This is a genomic window from Frateuria sp. sgz306004 (genome assembly GCF_057750885.1).
In genome coordinates this window covers 41,995-59,999 of record NZ_JBYLFE010000011.1, presented here as the reverse complement: position 1 = coordinate 59,999, position 18,005 = coordinate 41,995, and the positions used below count along the sequence as shown (strand labels likewise).

Here is an 18,005-nt window from a genome sequence, read left to right as displayed (position 1 = left end):
CAGACTTGGCTGGGACGACGATTGAAATCAGAGCATCCTTACCTCATGCCGCTGCACGATTTTCATCCCGCCGTCGCCGCCTGGTTCCAGGGCGCCTTCGCTGCGCCCACGGCGCCGCAAATGGCCGCCTGGCCGTCCATTCGCGCCGGCCGGCCCACCCTCGTCGCCGCGCCCACGGGCTCGGGCAAGACGCTCACGGCCTTTCTTTCCGCCATCGATGCGCTGGTGCGCGAAGGCGTAGCCAACGGCGGCGTGCTGCCCGATGCCACCACGGTGGTGTACGTGTCGCCGCTCAAGGCGCTCTCCAACGACATTCGCATCAACCTTGACGCACCGCTGGAAGGCATCCGCACCGAGCTGGCCAAGCTCGGCCTGCCCGAGGTGGATATACGCACCGCCGTGCGCACCGGCGATACGCCGCAGGCCGAGCGCGTGTGGATGCGCAAACAGCCGCCGCACATTCTGGTCACCACGCCGGAGTCGCTCTACATCCTGCTCGGTTCGGATTCCGGCCGCGCCATGCTCGCCACCACGCGCACGGTGATCGTGGACGAAATCCACGCACTCGCCTCCAGCAAACGCGGCGCGCACCTCGCGCTGTCGCTGGAGCGCCTGGAGGCGCTATGCCAGCGCCGCCTGCTGCGTATTGGCCTCTCCGCCACGCAAAAACCCATCGAAGAGGTTGCGCAATTCCTGGTGGGCGCCCATGCGCGCTTGCCGCAGCCAGCAGCAAAGAAGCCGGCACGCAAACGCGCCGCCGAGGGCGACCTGCTACTCGACGAGCGCGACGACATCCACATCATCGACGTAGGCCACACGCACGAGCGCGACCTCGGCATCGTCGTGCCGCCCGTACCGCTGGAAGCGGTCATGTCCAACGACGGTTGGGAGCTGGTGTACAACCAGCTCGCCCAACTCGTGCAGACGCATCGCACCACGCTGATCTTCGTCAACACTCGGCGCATGGCCGAACGCGCCGCGCGTCATCTCTCCGAACGCCTGGGCAAAGAGGCCGTAGCGGCCCACCACGGCAGCCTCGCCAAGGAACAGCGGCTCGACGCCGAGCAACGCCTCAAGCGCGGCGAGTTGAAGGTGCTGGTAGCCACCGCCTCGCTGGAGCTGGGCATCGATATTGGCGACGTGGATTTGGTGTGCCAGATCGGTTCGCCACGCTCCATCGCCGCATTCCTGCAGCGCGCCGGCCGCTCTGGCCACGCGGTGAACGGCACGCCCAAGGCGCGCCTGTTTCCGAGCACGCGCGACGACCTCGCCGAATGCACCGCGCTGCTCGACTGCGTGCGTCGCGGCGAACTAGACACCCTGATTCAACCGCCGCAGCCCCTGGACGTATTGGCCCAGCAGATCGTCGCCGAGGTGGCCTGCCAGGAATGGAGCGAGAACGCGCTCTTCGACCTCGTGCGTCGCGCCCACCCCTATCGCACCCTCACTCGCGAGCAGTTCGACGCCACCGTGCGCATGCTCGCGGAGGGCTTCACCACACGGCGTGGCGCACGCGCCGCGTACATCCATCGCGACGCCGTGCACGGCATGCTGCGCGGCCGGCGCGGTGCGCGACTCACGGCCGTAACCTCCGGCGGCGCCATTCCAGACACTGCCGACTATCTCGTGGTGCTGGAGCCGCAGGCCACCATCATCGGCACCGTCAACGAAGATTTCGCCGTGGAGAGCCTGGCCGGCGACGTGTTCCAGCTGGGTAATGCCAGCTACCGCATCCTGCGTGTGGAGCGCGACCGCCTGCGCGTGGAAGACGCCCAAGGCGTGCCGCCCAATATCCCGTTCTGGCTGGGCGAAGCGCCAGGCCGCACCGCCGAGCTTTCCCATGGCGTATCGCGCCTGCGCGAGGAAATCGCCACTCGCCTGGACGACGGCGGCATTCCCGCCGCCATGCACTGGCTGCAACACACCCTGGGCCTGGACCAGGCCGCTGCGCAGCAACTCGCCGATTATCTCGCCGCCGCCAAGGCCTCGCTGGGCGTGCTGCCCACGCACGAGCAACTGGTGTTCGAGCGCTTCTTCGACGAATCCGGCGGCACGCAGTTGGTCATCCACACGCCCTGGGGCAGTCGCATCAACCGCGCCTGGGGTTTGGCACTGCGCAAGCGCTTCTGTCGCCAGTTCAACTTTGAGTTGCAGGCGGCGGCCACCGAAAACGCCATCGTGTTGTCGCTCTCCACCAGTCATAGTTTTCCGCTGGAAGAGGTGGCGCATTACCTGCACTCCAACACCGCCGAACATGTGCTGGTGCAGGCCTTGCTGGATGCGCCGCTGTTCCCCGCGCGCTGGCGCTGCAACGCCATCACCGCATTGGCGCTGCCGCGCTTCCAGGGTGGCCGCAAAGTGCCGCCGCAGCTGCAGCGCATGAAAAGCGAAGACCTGCTCGCCACCGTGTTCCCCGACCAGGTGGCGTGCCTGGAAAACATCGTCGGCGAACGCGAAATACCCGACCACCCGCTGGTCAACCAAACCCTGCACGACTGCCTGCGCGAAGCCATGGATGTGGATGGCTTGCTGCACATTTTGCGTGGGTTGGAGCAGGGCGATATCCGTGTGCTGGCGCGCGACCTCGCCGCGCCCAGCCCACTCGCCGCCGAAGTGCTCACCGCCGCACCCTACGCCTACCTCGACGATGCACCGCTGGAAGAGCGCCGCACCCAGGCCGTGCAATCGCGCCGCTGGAGCGATGGCGACAGCGCCGATGACCTTGGCCGCCTCGACCCCGACGCCATCGCCGCCGTGCGCGACGAAGCCTGGCCGCAAGTGCGCAGTGCCGACGAAATGCACGAGGCCCTGGGCATACTTGGCGGCGTCACCGCCCACGAGGCCGAGCTCAACCAAGGCTGGAGCGCATGGCTCAAAGCGCTCGCCAGCAACCACCGCGCCACGTGCCTTTCCCTCGCGGGCAGCGACATCTGGACCACCGCCGAAAGCCTGCCCAAATGGCAGGCCGTGCATGCCGGCGTAACGCTGCATCCACCCATCGATGCACCCGCCGAATACGCCGCGCAAGCCTGGACCCGCGAAGACGCCCTGCTGGAGCTGGTGCGCGGCCGCCTCACCGGCCTGGGCCCCGTCACCGTGCCCGCCCTGGCCGCCTCGCTCGCCGTACCCATCAGCGACGTGGAGCTGGCACTGCTGCGCCTGCAGTCGGAAGGCTACGTGATGCAGGGCCGCTTCTCGCCCGAGGCGCCCGCTGTGGAGTGGTGCGAGCGCCACCTGCTCGCGCGCATCCATCGCTACACCATCGGCAAGCTGCGCCGCGAAATCGAGCCCGTCAGCCGCCGTGACCTCATGCGCTTCCTGTTCGAGTGGCAGCACGTGGCGCCCGGCACCCGCCTGAGCGGGCCCGATGCACTGCCCGCCGTCATCACCCAGCTCGAAGGCTTCGAAGCCGCCGCCGGCGCGTGGGAAACCGAACTGCTGCCGTCGCGCATCGACGACTACGCCATCACCTGGCTGGACGACCTGTGCCGCGCCGGCCGTGTGAGCTGGAGCCGCCTGCGCAGCGGCGCAGGCAGCAGTGGCCCCGTGCGGGCCACGCCCATCGTGCTGCTGCCGCGCCGCAGCCTGCCACTGTGGACCGCCACCGCCAGCACCGACGACAAACCGCAGGAGCCACTGGCCTCCTCCCGCGCGCAAGCCGTGCTTGAGGCACTGCGCGACCAAGGCGCCCTGTTCTTCGATGAACTCATGGCCGCCACCCACCTGCTGCGCACCGAGCTGGAAGACGCGCTCGGCGAACTGGTCGCCGCCGGCCGCATTACCGCTGACAGCTTCGCTGGCCTGCGCGCGTTGCTGGTGCCCGCTGCCAAGCGCGACGCCCACCGCCATCGCCGCCTGCGCCGCCACATGCTCACCGGCATCGAAGACGCCGGCCGCTGGTCGCTCGTGCGCACGCCGCGCCCGGTGAGCAAGGCGGCGAGCAGCACGGAAGAAGGTCGCACCACCAACGAGCCAAGCCGAGTCGAGTCACCCGACCCGCTGGAGCACATTGCCCGCACCCTGCTGCGCCGCTACGGCGTGGTGTTCTGGAAGCTGCTGGAGCGCGAGGCGCCCTGGCTGCCGAGCTGGCGCGAGCTTCTACGCGTTTACCACCGCCTGGAGGCACGCGGCGAAATTCGCGGCGGCCGTTTCGTGGAGGGCCTGGTGGGCGAACAGTTCGCCCTGCCCGAGGCTGTGGCCCGTCTGCGCGCCGTTCGCCAGCAACCGCCCGAGGGCGAGCTGGTATGCATCAGCGGCTCAGACCCGCTCAACCTCGTCGGCACCGTACTGGCCGGCAACAAGCAACCCGCTGTGGTGGGCACGCGCGTGCTCTATGAGGGTGGCGTGCCAGTGGCCGCCTGGGTTGCCAACAAGGCGCAGTGGCTGGTGGAAAGCACCAGCGAACAACAACAACGCTGGCGCAACGCCCTGCTGCGTCGTGCCGAGCCCGACATGCTGCGCGATTACTCGCTGTAATCGGCGATATACACCAGCAAGCCGTCGCGCTGGCGGAACATGCTGCGACCACTCATGGTGATGGATTGGCCCGCGCGCACGCCATTGGGCAGATCCACCGCAAACGTGCCGTCAAACAGAATCTGCGCCGTGGCCGTGCCCTCGTGTTCCTCATAGGCCAGCACCAGCTGGCGACGGGCCGAGAACAAGTAGCGCGAGCTTTCCGCCAGATGACGCAATTCATCCATGCCCTGCGTGCGCACGCTCAGCACGCCTGCCGTGTAGTTCTCAAACACCACCTCGCGGTGCATCGTGGCGAGCATGCCGTCCACGTCCATGCGGTTGTAGGCGCCAAGGTAACGTTCAATCAATTCGCGCACGGCGCTAATCCCAAAAAGCGCCAAGCCCCGGCGCATTGGCCGCGAGTCTACGTTACCCACGCCCAGAATCCGAACTTTCCGGCCCGCCCAGGCGGCCTAAACCCCCCAGGCCCGTCGACGCCCCCACCCCAACCCCGCTACCATGTCCGGCCTCCCAAGCCCGCGCGCAAAGCGCCGGCACACATTGGGCCTATAGCTCAACGGTTAGAGCAGGGGACTCATAATCCCTTGGTTCCAGGTTCGAATCCTGGTGGGCCCACCATATATTTAAGGCGTTTGGGGCAAATTTGCGCGGTCGCACATAGATTGGCCGCTTTGGCCAATCTATGAGAGATATTCCCTATCTTTGTCCATTTTGGGTGGCAATCCCAGGGATGCGCGCACTCATAGCGGGCAGCTTTTGTGGCTAGTGTGCCTGGGAGGTACATGGGTGGGGATTTAGCCCAGGTCTGAGCCTGGCGACGAACGTCGTGTCGTCGGACACCGCGGGGTCAGTCCGGATCCAGAGCGTTATTTTCGCCGCTCGACTCTTTTAGCGCGACAGATCGCCGCTGAAACCTGCTTGCGAACCACGTGTTTCTTCGCGGAACAGGTCGTACACAGATGATCTACCAGTTCATCTTGACTTGAATACTCACCTTGGAGAAGCGCTGAAGCCAGACCATTGTCCAGCGCCTGCTTCACAGCATGCCGCTTCGCAAGAAAAATCCTGCAGTTTTGGAGCTTCACTCGTCGCGTGTACTCCTTGCATAGATCGGGTTCTCGGTAGCGCAAATATCCCTTCGATACACAGAGCTCAAAGGCCAGTTGTGCAAAGGTCTTTAGCACATCCTCCTCAGGTCGGCTTATTTCTAGCTCTAGGCGGTGCTTTACCGAAAGAGCTAGCTCGTCGGTTCTACAAGGTTTTGATCGAACTGGAACATTGAGTTTCCCGTATTCCAATTCACTGCATGAGTGCGCGGCTCCGATTGGATCGGTTAACACGTCAATCAACTTTGCACCCGTAATGTGGCAGCGCTTGAGCAGCGTCAAAAATGTTGGCGTAGACCTATTCTTCCAGGTACGGGGGCAACGTCTATGGACTCTTGGGAGTCCCCTTAGTGGAACGCAAAGATCGGCCATCACGTCTGAAAAGATCTTGCATGCGCCTTCTACCGATTTCGTGAGCGTTCCTGTCGCAATCGCCTCGACAAGGGTTACGCAGTCCTCTTCGCCGAAGCTTGGTCTATCGATGAATGCCCACTGATTGGGCTTACTTATCAGTGATCGATGACACCTCCAGCACAAGAGCATGCTCTTCGATTCATAATATCTTTGAGGCGCATTGCATGCTGGACACACCCCAGAGAGCTCCGTTCGATGTGCGATACATCTCTTGATCGGAAGTAGGCTCCAGATTAGGCGGTCATAGAAGGTCTCGCCGTTGCGTTCTGCCCAGTACATACAGGCTGGGCACCAAAAGCGGCCAGCCTTTGTCACTTCGTGGCAAACCCTGTCCGCCGCACCTCGAAGTGCAAGGAGCGTTGTCTGAGCTATATCGGAGCGTTGCGCTGCTGCTGATACTAGTTCGACATACGACAGCGTGGCATCGCTGTAATTGCCTAGCTGTCGACCGCGGCCGTTGTATAAGGGTACGGAGCAGAGCTTAAATGGACGGCCTATCTCTTTAGACCACCAGAAGGACAGATGGTTGGCCATGGGAATCATCGTCGTGGAATGGAGCCTCGCGAATCGGTGGAAGTAGGAGTGAAAGATTTCAACCTCAACGGTGCCAAGACCTTTGGGCTCCAACGTGAAATAGTCACTCATCATCCACCTCCGGCATCTGTTGGCCAGAGTGTCGATTTGGATTTCGCTTGAACGGCCGCCGGCTACGAGGCTTGGCTTCGCTACACGCTACGTCAGAGTGTGTGAGAGCTATTGTTGGCAGAGATGCGAGTGCTTCCCTTCCCCTATTGATGTCTCTGTGAATAACCTCGTGCTCCCGCTTCAAGGGGAATGAGGCAAGGAGCGCACGCCCATCGATAGCCCTCTCTGAATTCTTTGCTCGGCAGGACCAAAGTATTTTTTCCAAAAGGCCAAATGATCCATTGCACGCAGCGAGAAGCTCTACTGCGTGGTCTATGAGAAGAGTATTCGGGCTAAGGTTTAGGTTGGCGCTGAATGCTTTTAGAATCCGAAGCCATTCTTCGAAGTCTCTCCTGCAATCGGTGTAAGGGCTAAACTCGACACACACTAGGCGACCTGCGAAGTGCGCAGAGTCGAAAAGACCCCGGTAGGCAAGCTCATAGCCACCGCACAAGAATAGGGTTCTCTCGATCGCGCTGAAGCACTTGATTGATTGAAGTACGTTGGACCTGACGTTCGGGTCGCGCGTATGGGTTAGGTGATGTGCTTCGTCCAGGTTTAGATACATGGTCTCTCTGGCTTCAAGAGCGCTTTCCAGCGCAGATCGAAGAGTTCCCTCATCAGATCCCCTCGACGGCCGATAGTGCTGAAGCTCATCCAGGTCTCCGATATGCATGTATATCGGATGGCGGACTGCTTTAAGCAGCTTGAGCGTGAGGTGTTTTGGAGAGATCCGGCCATCTTGGCTCGCTGCAATTGTCAGAGACACAACTGGCATTGCCGCGGGGTTGCCCGAAACCAAACATTTTCCAAGCTCTGCAACTACATGGCGAAAAATCTTGGATTTTCCCGTTTGTGTCGGACCCAGCAAGGCGACGACCTTTCCTCCAGGTGAATTCTTGAGAAGGGTGGTGACGGTGTCGCGAGCGGACACGAAATTTCTGTGTAGGAGCGCTGAGCTAAAGAAGGGCGACTTCATGGCGAAGGCCCGTCGAACATCAGGTCATCAATTTGATCTAGCGACGGCTGATTGTTACTGTTCGCCTGCGGTTGATTGACTTGTTTCGTCCTGGTGATGCTCTTCGTGGATCCTAAGCATTTACGGCTGAGCAACTCGAGCTTTGCCGTATATGCGCGGACAGAAGCTTCATCTGAAGCCATGTTCCGAATTGCCCGAAGCTGATAGTACTTTGTGCTTTTCGATACAACTTCTAGGTCAGAGATTGAGTTATTGACGATGGATTCGCTACTTCGGCAGACATGCCATTTGCTCTCAAGGCATACATAGACGATTGAGCTGTCAAAAGGATCAACGCGGAGGTCCACGTCCTTTTTGAAACCTCGATAGTCCAGGATGGCCTCATTGGCGTACCACCTGCCGAGTACTCGAACCCCTTGGTTTGGGTAAAACGTATATGTTTCGTCTGGAGCTTCAATCGAGGTCAGTATGAGGAAGGCCTTGTTCCAGGCAACCGGTCTGCCGGAGAAGGGGAAATTTGAGTCAGACAAGCATCGAAGTTGATGGCGGCTTTCTAACTGCTCCGGCTTCGGCGCATGGTTGTAACAACCATATGCGTAGTGTTCAATGCTTTCGACAAAGTCACTCAGATCAAGCTTTGCTCGACGTTTTGGTGCATGGCTTCCTGAAATTCTCCTTGTGTACTTGATTCCAGGAATGAAGCCGGGCATTCCACGCAAGAACAGCTCTTTGAATGAGCCAAAGACCCTTTCAACTTCCTTGCCAAATCTCGGATCCACGGGTGGTCGATTTGATCGTGTGATCTGAAGGGAGGCGAGCATTACTGTGTAATGCACGCTCTCAAAGTCAGGGCCGCCATCCATGATAAGCACTTCGGGTACTCTGCCGTGGCGAAGGACACAGCAGCGGATTGCCATTGCACAGCTTTCGCGGCATGGAGTGCGGAAGGACACCCAAAGAGCAAGTACTTCGCCAGAGTAGGAGTCGACTATTCCAGTGACCCATGGGCGCTGTGTCACGGTTTTGCTTTCTGTAGTGCAGACGATCAGTTCGATGTCAGCTTGCCAGTGGTCTACATGGGCAATTGAGAACGCGCGCGTTGGAACTAGTGCGCGCTTGGAAGGATCGATAGGCCTTTCCTTCAAATTGCGCAGTCGCCGTCCACCTTGGTGGCCTGCGCTTTCCGCGATCCTGTGTACGTATCTCCAGTGTCGATAGATGGTTGACCTTGCCAGTGGAGATTCTGAATGGAGGACTGGGTGAGTCTTTAGTAGTGCAAGATACACTCTGCGTGCATGTGCAGGGTTTGCGTGATCCTTGTTTGCTTGCGAATCGTGAATCACCTGGTGGAGAAAATCATAATGTTGTTGTGATTTTCGTAGAGTGTGATTCCCGCACTTTTCCCACTTTGGAAAGAGTGAGCGTATATCTCCTCCCGATCTTCGAAGAGCCTCCCTGTATCGTCGTGCTGACCGTGCCGATCTCGCTTCTGGGTCAGATTTGTTCCCTCCGAGGGGCCCTTCGCAAGTTTCCAGCCTCTTTGTTAGCTCTACTAGATGTCTCGGATGAGCAATTGTATCTGTTGTGATTGCCTCGCCAGCCTGAAGGCATGAAAGGGCTTTCGCGCGTGATCTGGTAAGGGCATCTGCCTCCTCGTTTGAAGCGCAGATCCATGTGTCTCTGATCGATGTTAGTAGCGTTGTGTCTAGATCGGCATGTACGATTCTTGCGTCGACGAGTTGGAAGATTGCGGTGGTATCAGCTAATCCGAGGTCGTTCAAGAGATCTGAAAGTCTGATGATTCTTTCTTTGCATATGATCCTTAGCGCTCGTTTTCTGACTCCTTCGAGATAAGCGCTGTCAAGAATGCCGCGCACTGCTGCTAGCAGGCGGAGATTCTCGGCCCTTATCGACGAAGTCGTACTGTTGCGGATGGTTGTATGGGTTATGCCGAGCTTCTCGAAGTGTCGGTAGGCGGTCTCGTAGCGGAACCCGTCATCCGTGCGCACCCAGTCGAATGGACGCTCTCTGCATAGATTTTCCAGCTTTGAATCTTCTTTGACCTCATAGGCAACAACACAATCGTTGTGGATGATGAGGAAGTCAGGTGTGTAGGAGATTGGAGTTCGTACGCCACGCTTGTTGGTGATCATCAAATGCACCGCATTTGGCTGATCAAAGATCGCAACAATGTCCTCATCACGAGATCGTTCGAGAAGGAAGAAATATTCTCCGGAGCCAGACTCCGCTTGAAGGACAAGTCCAAGTCGCGGTATCGGTACATCAAAGATGAGGTTTCGATTTCGGTGTTCACCTACTAGACGGCTTGGCGGGGATGTTGCGACGTCTAGTACGTATTCCTCCCCTTTTGTGGGAAGCGACATCCTTCGCAATGCCGTGCGTATGTCGTCTGCTGTGGGTGGCTTTGCAGTCGGACGAAGTGAATACGTCGGCGATCGAGACTCGCGAATCACGGCACCCTCCTTCGTGCTCAGGGGCAGGTGCGTCGAGAGCACTAAGAATGTGAGCTACCAAGAGCGTCAAACAACCTTCTCGCGTGATGTGAGAATGTGCGGCTTCTTGACAGGGGATATCGAGGCTCGGAGGATAAGGGGCGCGGGGTTCTCGTTCCGCATGCTCCAAGAGAAGCCCCGTCAGCAGAACGGGGCTTTCTCTTTATCGACGAGCCCTCGTGGGTTAGCTATCCACTGGGGCGTCCTCCTCCGTCGAGCGTTGGGTAGTTGTGCGCGGCATTAGCGAAGCTTCGAGCCACGATTTCACAATTGAAGTGGCTGCAAACCAGCCACGTCTTCCCGGAAGTCGGAACATTTCGATAGGGAGGCGACCGGCTTGTCTCGCTTTGTAGAGCGCTTCGGTTGTCGGAAAGCCCATAAGGCGTGCCGTCTCCGCGCCGGTCAGAACCGGAGTCCGAGGAAGATATAGATCCAGGTCTATCGGCGATCGATCGCTGACGCGCATGTTGGCGCCTCTACGTACGGTTTGGTCCGGACTAACCGGGACAGAGGGGGCTGGGTATTGATGACACCAACCGAACCCAGAACCGCTTACCGTTGAGGAAAGGCTGGCATGATGGCGCTGCAGAAGTCAAGTAAACACATGAAAATAAAGATATTTTCTTTACGCCGAACGTACATACTACGGAAAACGTGAGGGAGTTAGCGCCGGGAGCTGAGGGTGCCAGGTAATGCGGTTAGCTGATCGCTCCTAACACGAGCTCAAAGTCAAATCTGCTCGTGTTCAGGATCATGGCAATCTTGCCAATATTAGGTTCGGAGCCGTTGTTCTTGGCACATCACTTTGGCCGATCTCTAATAGGGCCAGGGCGCCGTAGGTTTCCTGAATCTTGGCGGAAACTTAGGAGCTTGAGGGCGAGGTCGCACATGAGCAACGAAGAGAAATTTGCCGTCACGATAAGACCTGAGCTTCTGAAGTCGATTGAGGGAGCGCTCAAGACCGAAGAGACGCTGGTCCAGTTTGTTGAGGCCGCGTTGAGTGTCGCCTTAGCGAATCGCGAGGCTCGTAGCTCATTCACGCGCCGGGCATTGGCGTCGCGAGATGACGCGCTAGCGACGGGAAAGTACGCAACTACCGAAGAAGTGTTACAGGATCTGGAGGAGATTCTGCGGAAACACTCTTCCTGACAAGTGCGAATCATCTGACCATCTGACCTGCTCTCGGGTTGGCGACGCGACTACAACGAAGTGCGATCACGCAGTTCGCTCGGCAAGCGTATGCATTCCGCGTTCGTCGCTAGACCGTCCTAAGCAGAGGCGATTACTCTGAACCCTGGTGAAGTGGAGTGGGTGCTGCCTGTGCTGTCGAGCGGCCCTCACCGCAGCCGCTCGTCGCTCAGCACTCCGGACGAGTTAAAGCCAGGGACGAATTTGCCATCACTTATCGGGCGGTGGTGAGTCGGCCCACACGACAGCCGATAAAGGTGCAGTGCTGGCGTGGCCATTTCCCCAGAGCGCACAAAACTGTGGGCCGCAGCCAAGCTCCCGCAACTCCACGATGTCGCCTTTGGCCGACTTTACCGACACCAGAGGCTCTTTCTCGAAGTTGATAGCCACCGCCTTCTTCGCTTCGTAGCGGCCCAATTTGTAGAACGGAAGGCTCAACGCTGCAAATCCAAGCGTCATCAAGGAAATAAGCTCGATGGCTAGGAATAGGGCGAGTGCAACAATCACGGCGCGCGAAAAGACGGGAGAAGCAAGTGCGACCAGGCGGTTCTTTACTTTGAAAGGGCGCTCTGTCTTCCTTCCGCCTTTGTCCATCCTACGGTTGATCCATGCGAAGACGGACCAAATTAGCGCGATGGAAAAAATCGTCAGCAGAAGGACGAACCAATGGGTGGCGATCGACTCAAGAGTTGCGGCTATCAATTCTGCCAGTGCGTTGCCCCAAGCAACCGCTCCCTCGGTCAACATTCCAGGAGTGTCTAGCGGGAACATCTGTTGGTCGAGATGAAGGTAGTCATACCAACCGTCGTGATAAGCGCGACCGTTGAAATACGTTACAGGTGTCATCACCACGAAGAGCAATGAAAGTAAGGTGAGGATCTGCGTCCCTGTTTGTAGTCGAGCGGATGGCTTATCCGTAGCCAGTGTGGCCGACGGATCGACGGCAATTTGTGGTTCTAACTTGGTCATGAGGTTCCCCTGGTTGATTAGCGTTCGGTGGCCTTTTGAGAAGTCGATCGTCTTGTAAAAGGCCCACCCCAAATTCCTTAGCCTTCCAAGCTCACATCATTCGCTGAGATTGAAGAGCGCTTGCTCTAGAGCTGTCGCAACCAGTTTCGCAGTCGCTCCCATATGGATTCAGTTGTTGGTTGCGGTACCGAAGCGGGCGGTCTCGGCGCAGTGGTCGGGTGCTGCGCCAAGGCGGCATTTGGTTCCGTTTGGTAATACCGCGCGCGGGCGATTGCGTCGCTCTTCCGAGCCTTGGCAGTCAGCTCATCGGTCATTGCGCGGCACCAAACAATCCGGTTGCCTCGGATGAAGTAGTGAGACCGACAGGAGAGGCGGCTACTACCAATGGATGGATCGAGCGTGACGGCATCGCCATCGAACCGCATCGACCAACCCGCCGGCGAAAGAGGCGTGACCACCTTGTTGCCGCATCCGCAGGCACATAAATGGGCGGCCGTGCGGAATCGGAGCGAGACATAGAGAACACCCCTTTCCAGGGGTGTTGGGAAGCTTTCCACGAATCGGTGTTCAACGCGACTCAGACGGGACATGGGGTGGCCTCGCTGGCAGCCATGGTGCTGTTGGAGGTCGCATACACGGTTAGCGAGCTGGAGGATCGAGACGCGTAGAACCCAGATCGCTTTTTCCACGTTTCTACCGCCATGACGGCGTTCAGGGCGTTGAGGTCGGCGACCTGGATATTCGTGGCGTAGAGATTGTCGTCGTCATGGCCAGCCAACGGCAGTGTGGCCATGGCCTCGGGATCGCGCCCTGGATCGACGACGGTGACACGGCACTGCCCGAGAAGCGCCTGCGCGGCGTTCATGCGGACACCCATGCCGACATCGATGAGCGTGGCCGACGATCCCTCGATCGCGCTGAGGATAAGGCGTCGGGCGTCGGCTCGGTCGACGCAGGCGAACACGTAGTCGAAGTCGCGAAGCAGATGAGCGTTGTCCGCAGTGATCATCTCCGGGTGCGGGACGATGTGCCGGTGCACGGCCTGGTAGATGCCGGCCAGATACCCGACCTTGGTCGGCGCCGCTCGAAGGGTCTCGAGTGGTACCGCACCTGGATAGCGAAACGCGTTGTGCTGCTGGAGGACATCGCCGTCCCAAAGATCGATCTTGGCGACGGGCGTTTTCGCCACGAGGTCGAGCACATAGGCACCGGTGCCCCCCAGGCCAACAATCGCGATGCGCTGCGATTTAAGGCGGTCGGTGGGTACGCCAATGTGGGCTCGCGTCGAAGCGGTGTCTTCGTATGCGAACACGGATTCATTGCCGTCGGCCACGACGAGCGGAAACGTACGCGCACTGATGCCTGGCGAGAGGTGCTGGGCATGCCCTTCGAGCTGCGCAACGTACTTGGTGACCTTCTCGTAGTAGGACTGATAGAGGTGGTCAGCCGTCCGAGGTTTTGCGGAGAGGTAGTGGTTCACGGTGATGTCGTTTACCACCATGGTCGTGCTGTTGTTGATGATGGCGGACAAGGGTTGTCCCTGCGAATCGCAGGGACATTTGCCGATGAAATAGGCCGTGTGCTCCTGCGGCTTGACCGCGATGTCGCCGGTCAAGTCCAGGCGGAAGGCAAGCGTTCCGCGCTCCACACCGCGCTCCGTGTTGACGTACGGCACATCGTGGACGAGCAGGTAGCCTCCCTGCGGCACGAGATGAAAGCCCTCATTTCGCAGGCGCAGCAGATCAGGACTACGAGCGATCAGTGAGGAAGACATCGAATTCCATGCCCTGTTTGAGTTGGACGGACTGGCCCTTGACCAAGGTGCCGCTCGGGTTCTGTTTCGGTCCCTTGGCGTAGGTAACGGTGTAGGACTCCAGCTCATTGCAGGGGTTGGCCTGCGGGTACTCGAGGCGGACGATGCCCCAGTAGTCCATGACCCGCTGATGGACCGTGTGCGAGACGGTGTTGACGAAGATTTCGATATTGATCCGCACCGTCTCGAACCGCTCCACGCCAGGTTCGGAAAGGTCCACGCGATCATCGTCGCCCACTACGCGGTTCTGGCCTTGCGGGTGAAGGAGGACGACGTCCATGTCATCGGGATTGACCCCGGCGAGGATCTTCAGCACCCGCCCCGTGATCCACTGACTGCCCCAGTCGACGGAGCGATCATCCAAGGTCAAGCGGTAGATGCGGTCGCCGTAAAAGGCCAGGAACTTTTCCAGGCCGGGAGCCCGTAGGTCGACGAGGTCCTCAGGCCGCACCTCCCGGATCGTTCCGTTCGTCATCACCTGAAACAGCAGATGCTCGCGAGTGGGCCGCAGTTCCGCCACCACCAAGATCTGTTCGCCGGTCGGAACCGGATCAGCCACTACGACGGGGCGGAAGTGCAAATCGCCGTCGCCGACCAACAGGCCATAAGGACCGTGATCGCGGGGAGGCCGGCCTTCGCGGGAGGCCTGTGCAATATCTTCTACGTGGTCTTCGAAACGCTGATTCATCGGGGTAGTCCTCGATCGGGGGAAGGGGCCTAGAGCGGCTTTGGTTTGTGTCGGGTGGCAACGACCAGGCGGTAAGGGCCGGGGCTGAACGACGACTTCGTGCTCGTCACTTGCTCCTGTTGCCGAATCAGGCAACACTGGGGTACTTAAAAAACGGCCCTCCGGCCGTTGCTTTTCCAGGCAACACTTGGATTTTTAAAAAACCGACTAGGTCGGTTGCACAAGATCTTGGGTGTTGACTAGTTAGGCAACAGCTTATCTGGGGTGTCGTAAGAAATCAACATGAGGTGTTTATGGAACTTTCTGGTTTCCTCGCGGCAATGCGTAGCCGGGAAGAACTGAGCCTGCGAGAGCTCAAGGACAGGGCAGAGGAGCTGGACCACACCTACATATATAGGTTGGAGAAGGGGGACCGAGGGTCGCCCTCCCCGGAGGTGCGGCAGAGATTGGGCACGGCGCTGCGTTTGGATGAGCGCGAGCAGCAGGTTTTGGAGCTGCTGTCTGAGCAGTCGGTTGATGACGCCCTTTACGGGATCATGATGTCGGATCGCACTATCCCTTGGGACGATTTGCGCGACGTTGCGCGCTTAAGTTTCCGAGGTGAACGGCCGACGACTGAAGAAGCATGGATGAAACGCATCCGCATGATTCAAGAACTTTAAGGCACTCCCCTCATGGACGAGAACACGGCAGTTCTCCGCGCACGACACTTTCTGCAGGTTCACGGTGTCACCTCGGCGCCGGTGGATGTCATGGCGCTAGCCCAGGCCACGGGCTTTCAAGTGAAATTCGTGGAGCTCCTCGAGGGCGAGGCCGGTAGTACCGGGGTGCGCCGTGGCCAGCGGTACATCTTGGTGAACAAGAATGACCCGCTGATGAGGCAGCGTTTCACCATCCTCCATGAGATTGCTCACCACGTCCTAAACCTGCCGTCAGTGCATGGGCAGGCCAGTGGGCCGAGCGAATCGGCGCTGACGTCCGCGCCGGCGCGGCCGCCGGAGGAGAAGGCGTGTGATGCGTTCGCCTCCGAGTGTCTGGTGCCGTTGGCTGTCATCAAGCCACTGATCGAAGGAAAACCTTTCGGCGTGCAGATCGTCGCTGAATTGGCGCGGTCTTTCGGGGCTTCCCAGCACTGCATCGCCTCGCAGTTCATCAAGGCATCTACGGACTGCGTGGCCTTCGTCTTGGCGGAGGAGGGTCGGATCAAGTTGGCCTTTCCATCAACTGCATTACGCGCTGCAGGTGTCCGCCTTTTGCGCGGGACAAGGGTGCTGCGAGGTTGCGCAGCAGAGGTCGCCATGAGCGCGGAAGATGGCGCTGTCCGTACCGCAGAGTCGGAGGGTACGGATTGGAGTCATTCGGATGCTGCTGGGCGCTTCAGCGTCTACGAGGAGGCATCCTTCTATGCGCCAAAGCAACAAACGTATTCTTTCCTCACATTTGAACCGATGGAGTCCGAGCGCCCTTCGGATAGCGCGCGATTCACCCAAGGAGAGGATGAGTTGCTTCCGGAGCTAACGGGTGAACTCACATGGCGACCGAGAGCGCGGTGATTGTGCAGAAGCTTCTTAGTGGAACTCAGTAATGAATAGTCGGATTTGAACACAGCGTTTTGTGTTCGGCCTGCGTTCGACCTTCGGTTTTCGCGAAAATTGTCAGATGTTACGGAGAAGACAATGAGGACTCTTGGAATACGAGCAAAACCTAGGGAGGTTGTATTTGCAGTCTTCGACACCGAAGACCGATCACTCTTGAACGTTGAGGTAATCAAGATCCCCAAGGCCTTGGCAACACCGGATGGATTGAAGTACGTGCGAAATAACGTGCTCGATATCATTCGCGAGTACGACATCGATAGGGCGGGAATTCGGGTGACTGAGAGCAGCGCGCAAACTTTGAGCTTAGAGCGCATCGAGATCGAAGGCGTAATTCAGGAAGCTTTCGCAAGTAGTTTCCTCCGAGGCTACTACGCCGGTCAGATCGCTAGCATTTCACGTCGGCTTGGCTTTGCGAGAACTCAATTCAAGCCATTTGTCACTAACCAGGTGGCCTTCGATCAGGTGCCTGGGTGGGGGGATCTTAACCAAGAGGAACGCGAAGCCGTGCTTGTTGCCATGGGGGCCGAACATGCTTAAGCCGTACAACGTGGCTGATGTGACCTTCGAATTGAGGCGAGAAATCGGCGCAGAGGGGCGCAACTCGAGCGTCTTCGTTGCTCACGATCCCCAGCTGGATGCGGAGCTTGTCATAAAGAGGATCAGCAAGGCGAATCTAGATGTTGATGGCTATTTCGATGAATCAGCATGCATCTACGCAAGTTCACATTCAAACGTAGTGCCGATCCATTATGCCTGCCAAGACGATGAATCCATCTATCTGGCTATGCCTCACTATGCCAGGGGATCACTCAAGCAGCTGATGAGCCAACGGTTCCTCACCGTGCGAGAGATTGTTACGTTGGCAACGCAGTTCCTAAGCGGTCTCCATAACATTCATACCAAGGGATTCGTCCACTTCGACGTGAAGCCAGACAACATTCTCTTATCAGATCGCGAAGAGGCGCTGATCGCCGATTTCGGATTGGCTCGTGCGCGAGGTCTTGATGGCTTAGTTGAGCAAGACAGGCACTATGGAAAGATGGTTCCTCCTGAGTTCTTCACGCAGGAGGAATACGATCATCGATACGATATCTATCAGGTCGGACTAACGCTCTTCAGAATGAGTGTTGGGGACGCCCTTTTCTATGAACAGTTCAGGACCTACATGCCTGGTGGGCAATTTGATCGGTTGCTATTCAGGCACGCTGTAATCAACAACCAGTTTCCCAATACTGAAAGCGACGTGTTTCCAGAACACATTCCGGATACGTTGATCAGGGTAATTCGGAAGTGCCTCGAAGGCGTGGATGATCGTTACAAGTCGTGTATCGATGTCGTCAACGGACTTGCGGGCATTGAGGGAAAGCTCTTGGATTGGCAATACGCTAAGGATCCTGGCGGGGCGACCTGGGCTAAGCGGATAGACGATATGACCACTACGCTCCACGTAGCGCTAAACGGATCTTCTGTTGCAAAGAAGGGGCGTGTCGGTGGTCTGGAGCGTCGCATTGCTGAGTACTGCGTTGAGTCGTTGAGCCGGCAGAGGACAAAGAAATTTCTTCGGGAGAACTGAC

General features: G+C 58.6%; 13 protein-coding genes and 1 tRNA gene. 7 read left to right on the top strand and 7 right to left on the bottom strand.

Annotated features, from left to right (window positions below; genetic code table 11):
* Positions 1-45 precede the first annotated feature (45 nt).
* Positions 46-4,476 carry an Lhr family helicase gene (locus AC3G2C_RS18950; protein ID WP_488386182.1) on the top strand — a complete coding sequence of 1,477 codons (4,431 nt, stop codon included), beginning with the start codon at positions 46-48 and terminating at the stop codon, positions 4,474-4,476.
* Here the strand turns inward: AC3G2C_RS18950 and AC3G2C_RS18945 are convergent.
* Positions 4,464-4,835: a nuclear transport factor 2 family protein gene (locus AC3G2C_RS18945; RefSeq protein WP_488386181.1), complete on the bottom strand. Its 372-nt coding sequence runs from the start codon at positions 4,833-4,835 to the stop codon at positions 4,464-4,466. The genes AC3G2C_RS18950 and AC3G2C_RS18945 overlap by 13 nt on opposite strands.
* A gap of 186 nt (positions 4,836-5,021) precedes the next feature.
* Between AC3G2C_RS18945 and AC3G2C_RS18940 the strand changes: the two genes are divergently transcribed.
* A tRNA-Ile gene (locus AC3G2C_RS18940) sits at positions 5,022-5,097 on the top strand.
* A 1,539-nt stretch (positions 5,098-6,636) separates the two neighbouring features.
* Here AC3G2C_RS18940 and AC3G2C_RS18935 read toward each other — a convergent pair.
* On the bottom strand, positions 6,637-7,617 hold the full coding sequence (locus AC3G2C_RS18935) for an AAA family ATPase (RefSeq protein ID WP_488386180.1): 981 nt from the start codon (positions 7,615-7,617) through the stop codon (positions 6,637-6,639).
* A 41-nt stretch (positions 7,618-7,658) separates the two neighbouring features.
* Positions 7,659-10,046, bottom strand: coding sequence for a TnsA endonuclease N-terminal domain-containing protein (locus AC3G2C_RS18930; protein ID WP_488386179.1), 2,388 nt, complete (start codon positions 10,044-10,046; stop codon positions 7,659-7,661).
* Positions 10,047-11,063: 1,017 nt separating this feature from the next.
* Here AC3G2C_RS18930 and AC3G2C_RS18925 point away from each other — a divergent pair.
* Positions 11,064-11,324 (top strand): hypothetical protein, encoded by a 261-nt coding sequence (locus tag AC3G2C_RS18925; protein WP_488386178.1) that lies wholly within the window; start codon positions 11,064-11,066, stop codon positions 11,322-11,324.
* 249 nt (positions 11,325-11,573) lie between these two features.
* On the opposite strand, the gene AC3G2C_RS18920 is transcribed toward AC3G2C_RS18925, so the two are convergent.
* From AC3G2C_RS18920 to AC3G2C_RS18905, 4 genes are all read right to left on the bottom strand, one after another.
* Positions 11,574-12,332: a hypothetical protein gene (locus AC3G2C_RS18920; RefSeq protein WP_488386177.1), complete on the bottom strand. Its 759-nt coding sequence runs from the start codon at positions 12,330-12,332 to the stop codon at positions 11,574-11,576.
* A 125-nt stretch (positions 12,333-12,457) separates the two neighbouring features.
* Positions 12,458-12,922: a ubiquitination-like system serine protease family protein gene (locus AC3G2C_RS18915; RefSeq protein WP_488386176.1), complete on the bottom strand. Its 465-nt coding sequence runs from the start codon at positions 12,920-12,922 to the stop codon at positions 12,458-12,460.
* Entirely contained in the window at positions 12,910-14,106 is a 1,197-nt protein-coding gene (locus AC3G2C_RS18910) for a ThiF family adenylyltransferase (protein WP_488386175.1), read from the bottom strand. The genes AC3G2C_RS18915 and AC3G2C_RS18910 overlap by 13 nt, the downstream gene beginning before the upstream one ends.
* Positions 14,081-14,833, bottom strand: a complete 753-nt coding sequence (locus tag AC3G2C_RS18905) for a multiubiquitin domain-containing protein (RefSeq protein WP_488386174.1) — start codon at positions 14,831-14,833, stop codon at positions 14,081-14,083. The genes AC3G2C_RS18910 and AC3G2C_RS18905 overlap by 26 nt, the downstream gene beginning before the upstream one ends.
* Before the next feature lie 293 nt (positions 14,834-15,126).
* Here AC3G2C_RS18905 and AC3G2C_RS18900 point away from each other — a divergent pair, with 293 nt between their 5' ends.
* The 4 genes from AC3G2C_RS18900 to AC3G2C_RS18885 all read left to right on the top strand — a co-directional run bounded on the left by AC3G2C_RS18900 (position 15,127) and on the right by AC3G2C_RS18885 (position 18,004).
* The gene (locus AC3G2C_RS18900) at positions 15,127-15,495 is read left to right on the top strand and encodes a helix-turn-helix domain-containing protein (RefSeq protein ID WP_488386173.1); all 369 of its coding nucleotides are present in this window, start codon (positions 15,127-15,129) and stop codon (positions 15,493-15,495) included.
* A gap of 12 nt (positions 15,496-15,507) precedes the next feature.
* Positions 15,508-16,386, top strand: a complete 879-nt coding sequence (locus AC3G2C_RS18895; RefSeq protein WP_488386172.1) for an ImmA/IrrE family metallo-endopeptidase — start codon at positions 15,508-15,510, stop codon at positions 16,384-16,386.
* A gap of 198 nt (positions 16,387-16,584) precedes the next feature.
* Positions 16,585-16,968, top strand: coding sequence for a hypothetical protein (locus AC3G2C_RS18890; protein ID WP_488386171.1), 384 nt, complete (start codon positions 16,585-16,587; stop codon positions 16,966-16,968).
* Positions 16,961-18,004 carry a serine/threonine-protein kinase gene (locus AC3G2C_RS18885; protein WP_488386170.1) on the top strand — a complete coding sequence of 348 codons (1,044 nt, stop codon included), beginning with the start codon at positions 16,961-16,963 and terminating at the stop codon, positions 18,002-18,004. The genes AC3G2C_RS18890 and AC3G2C_RS18885 overlap by 8 nt, the downstream gene beginning before the upstream one ends.
* Position 18,005 lies beyond the last annotated feature (1 nt).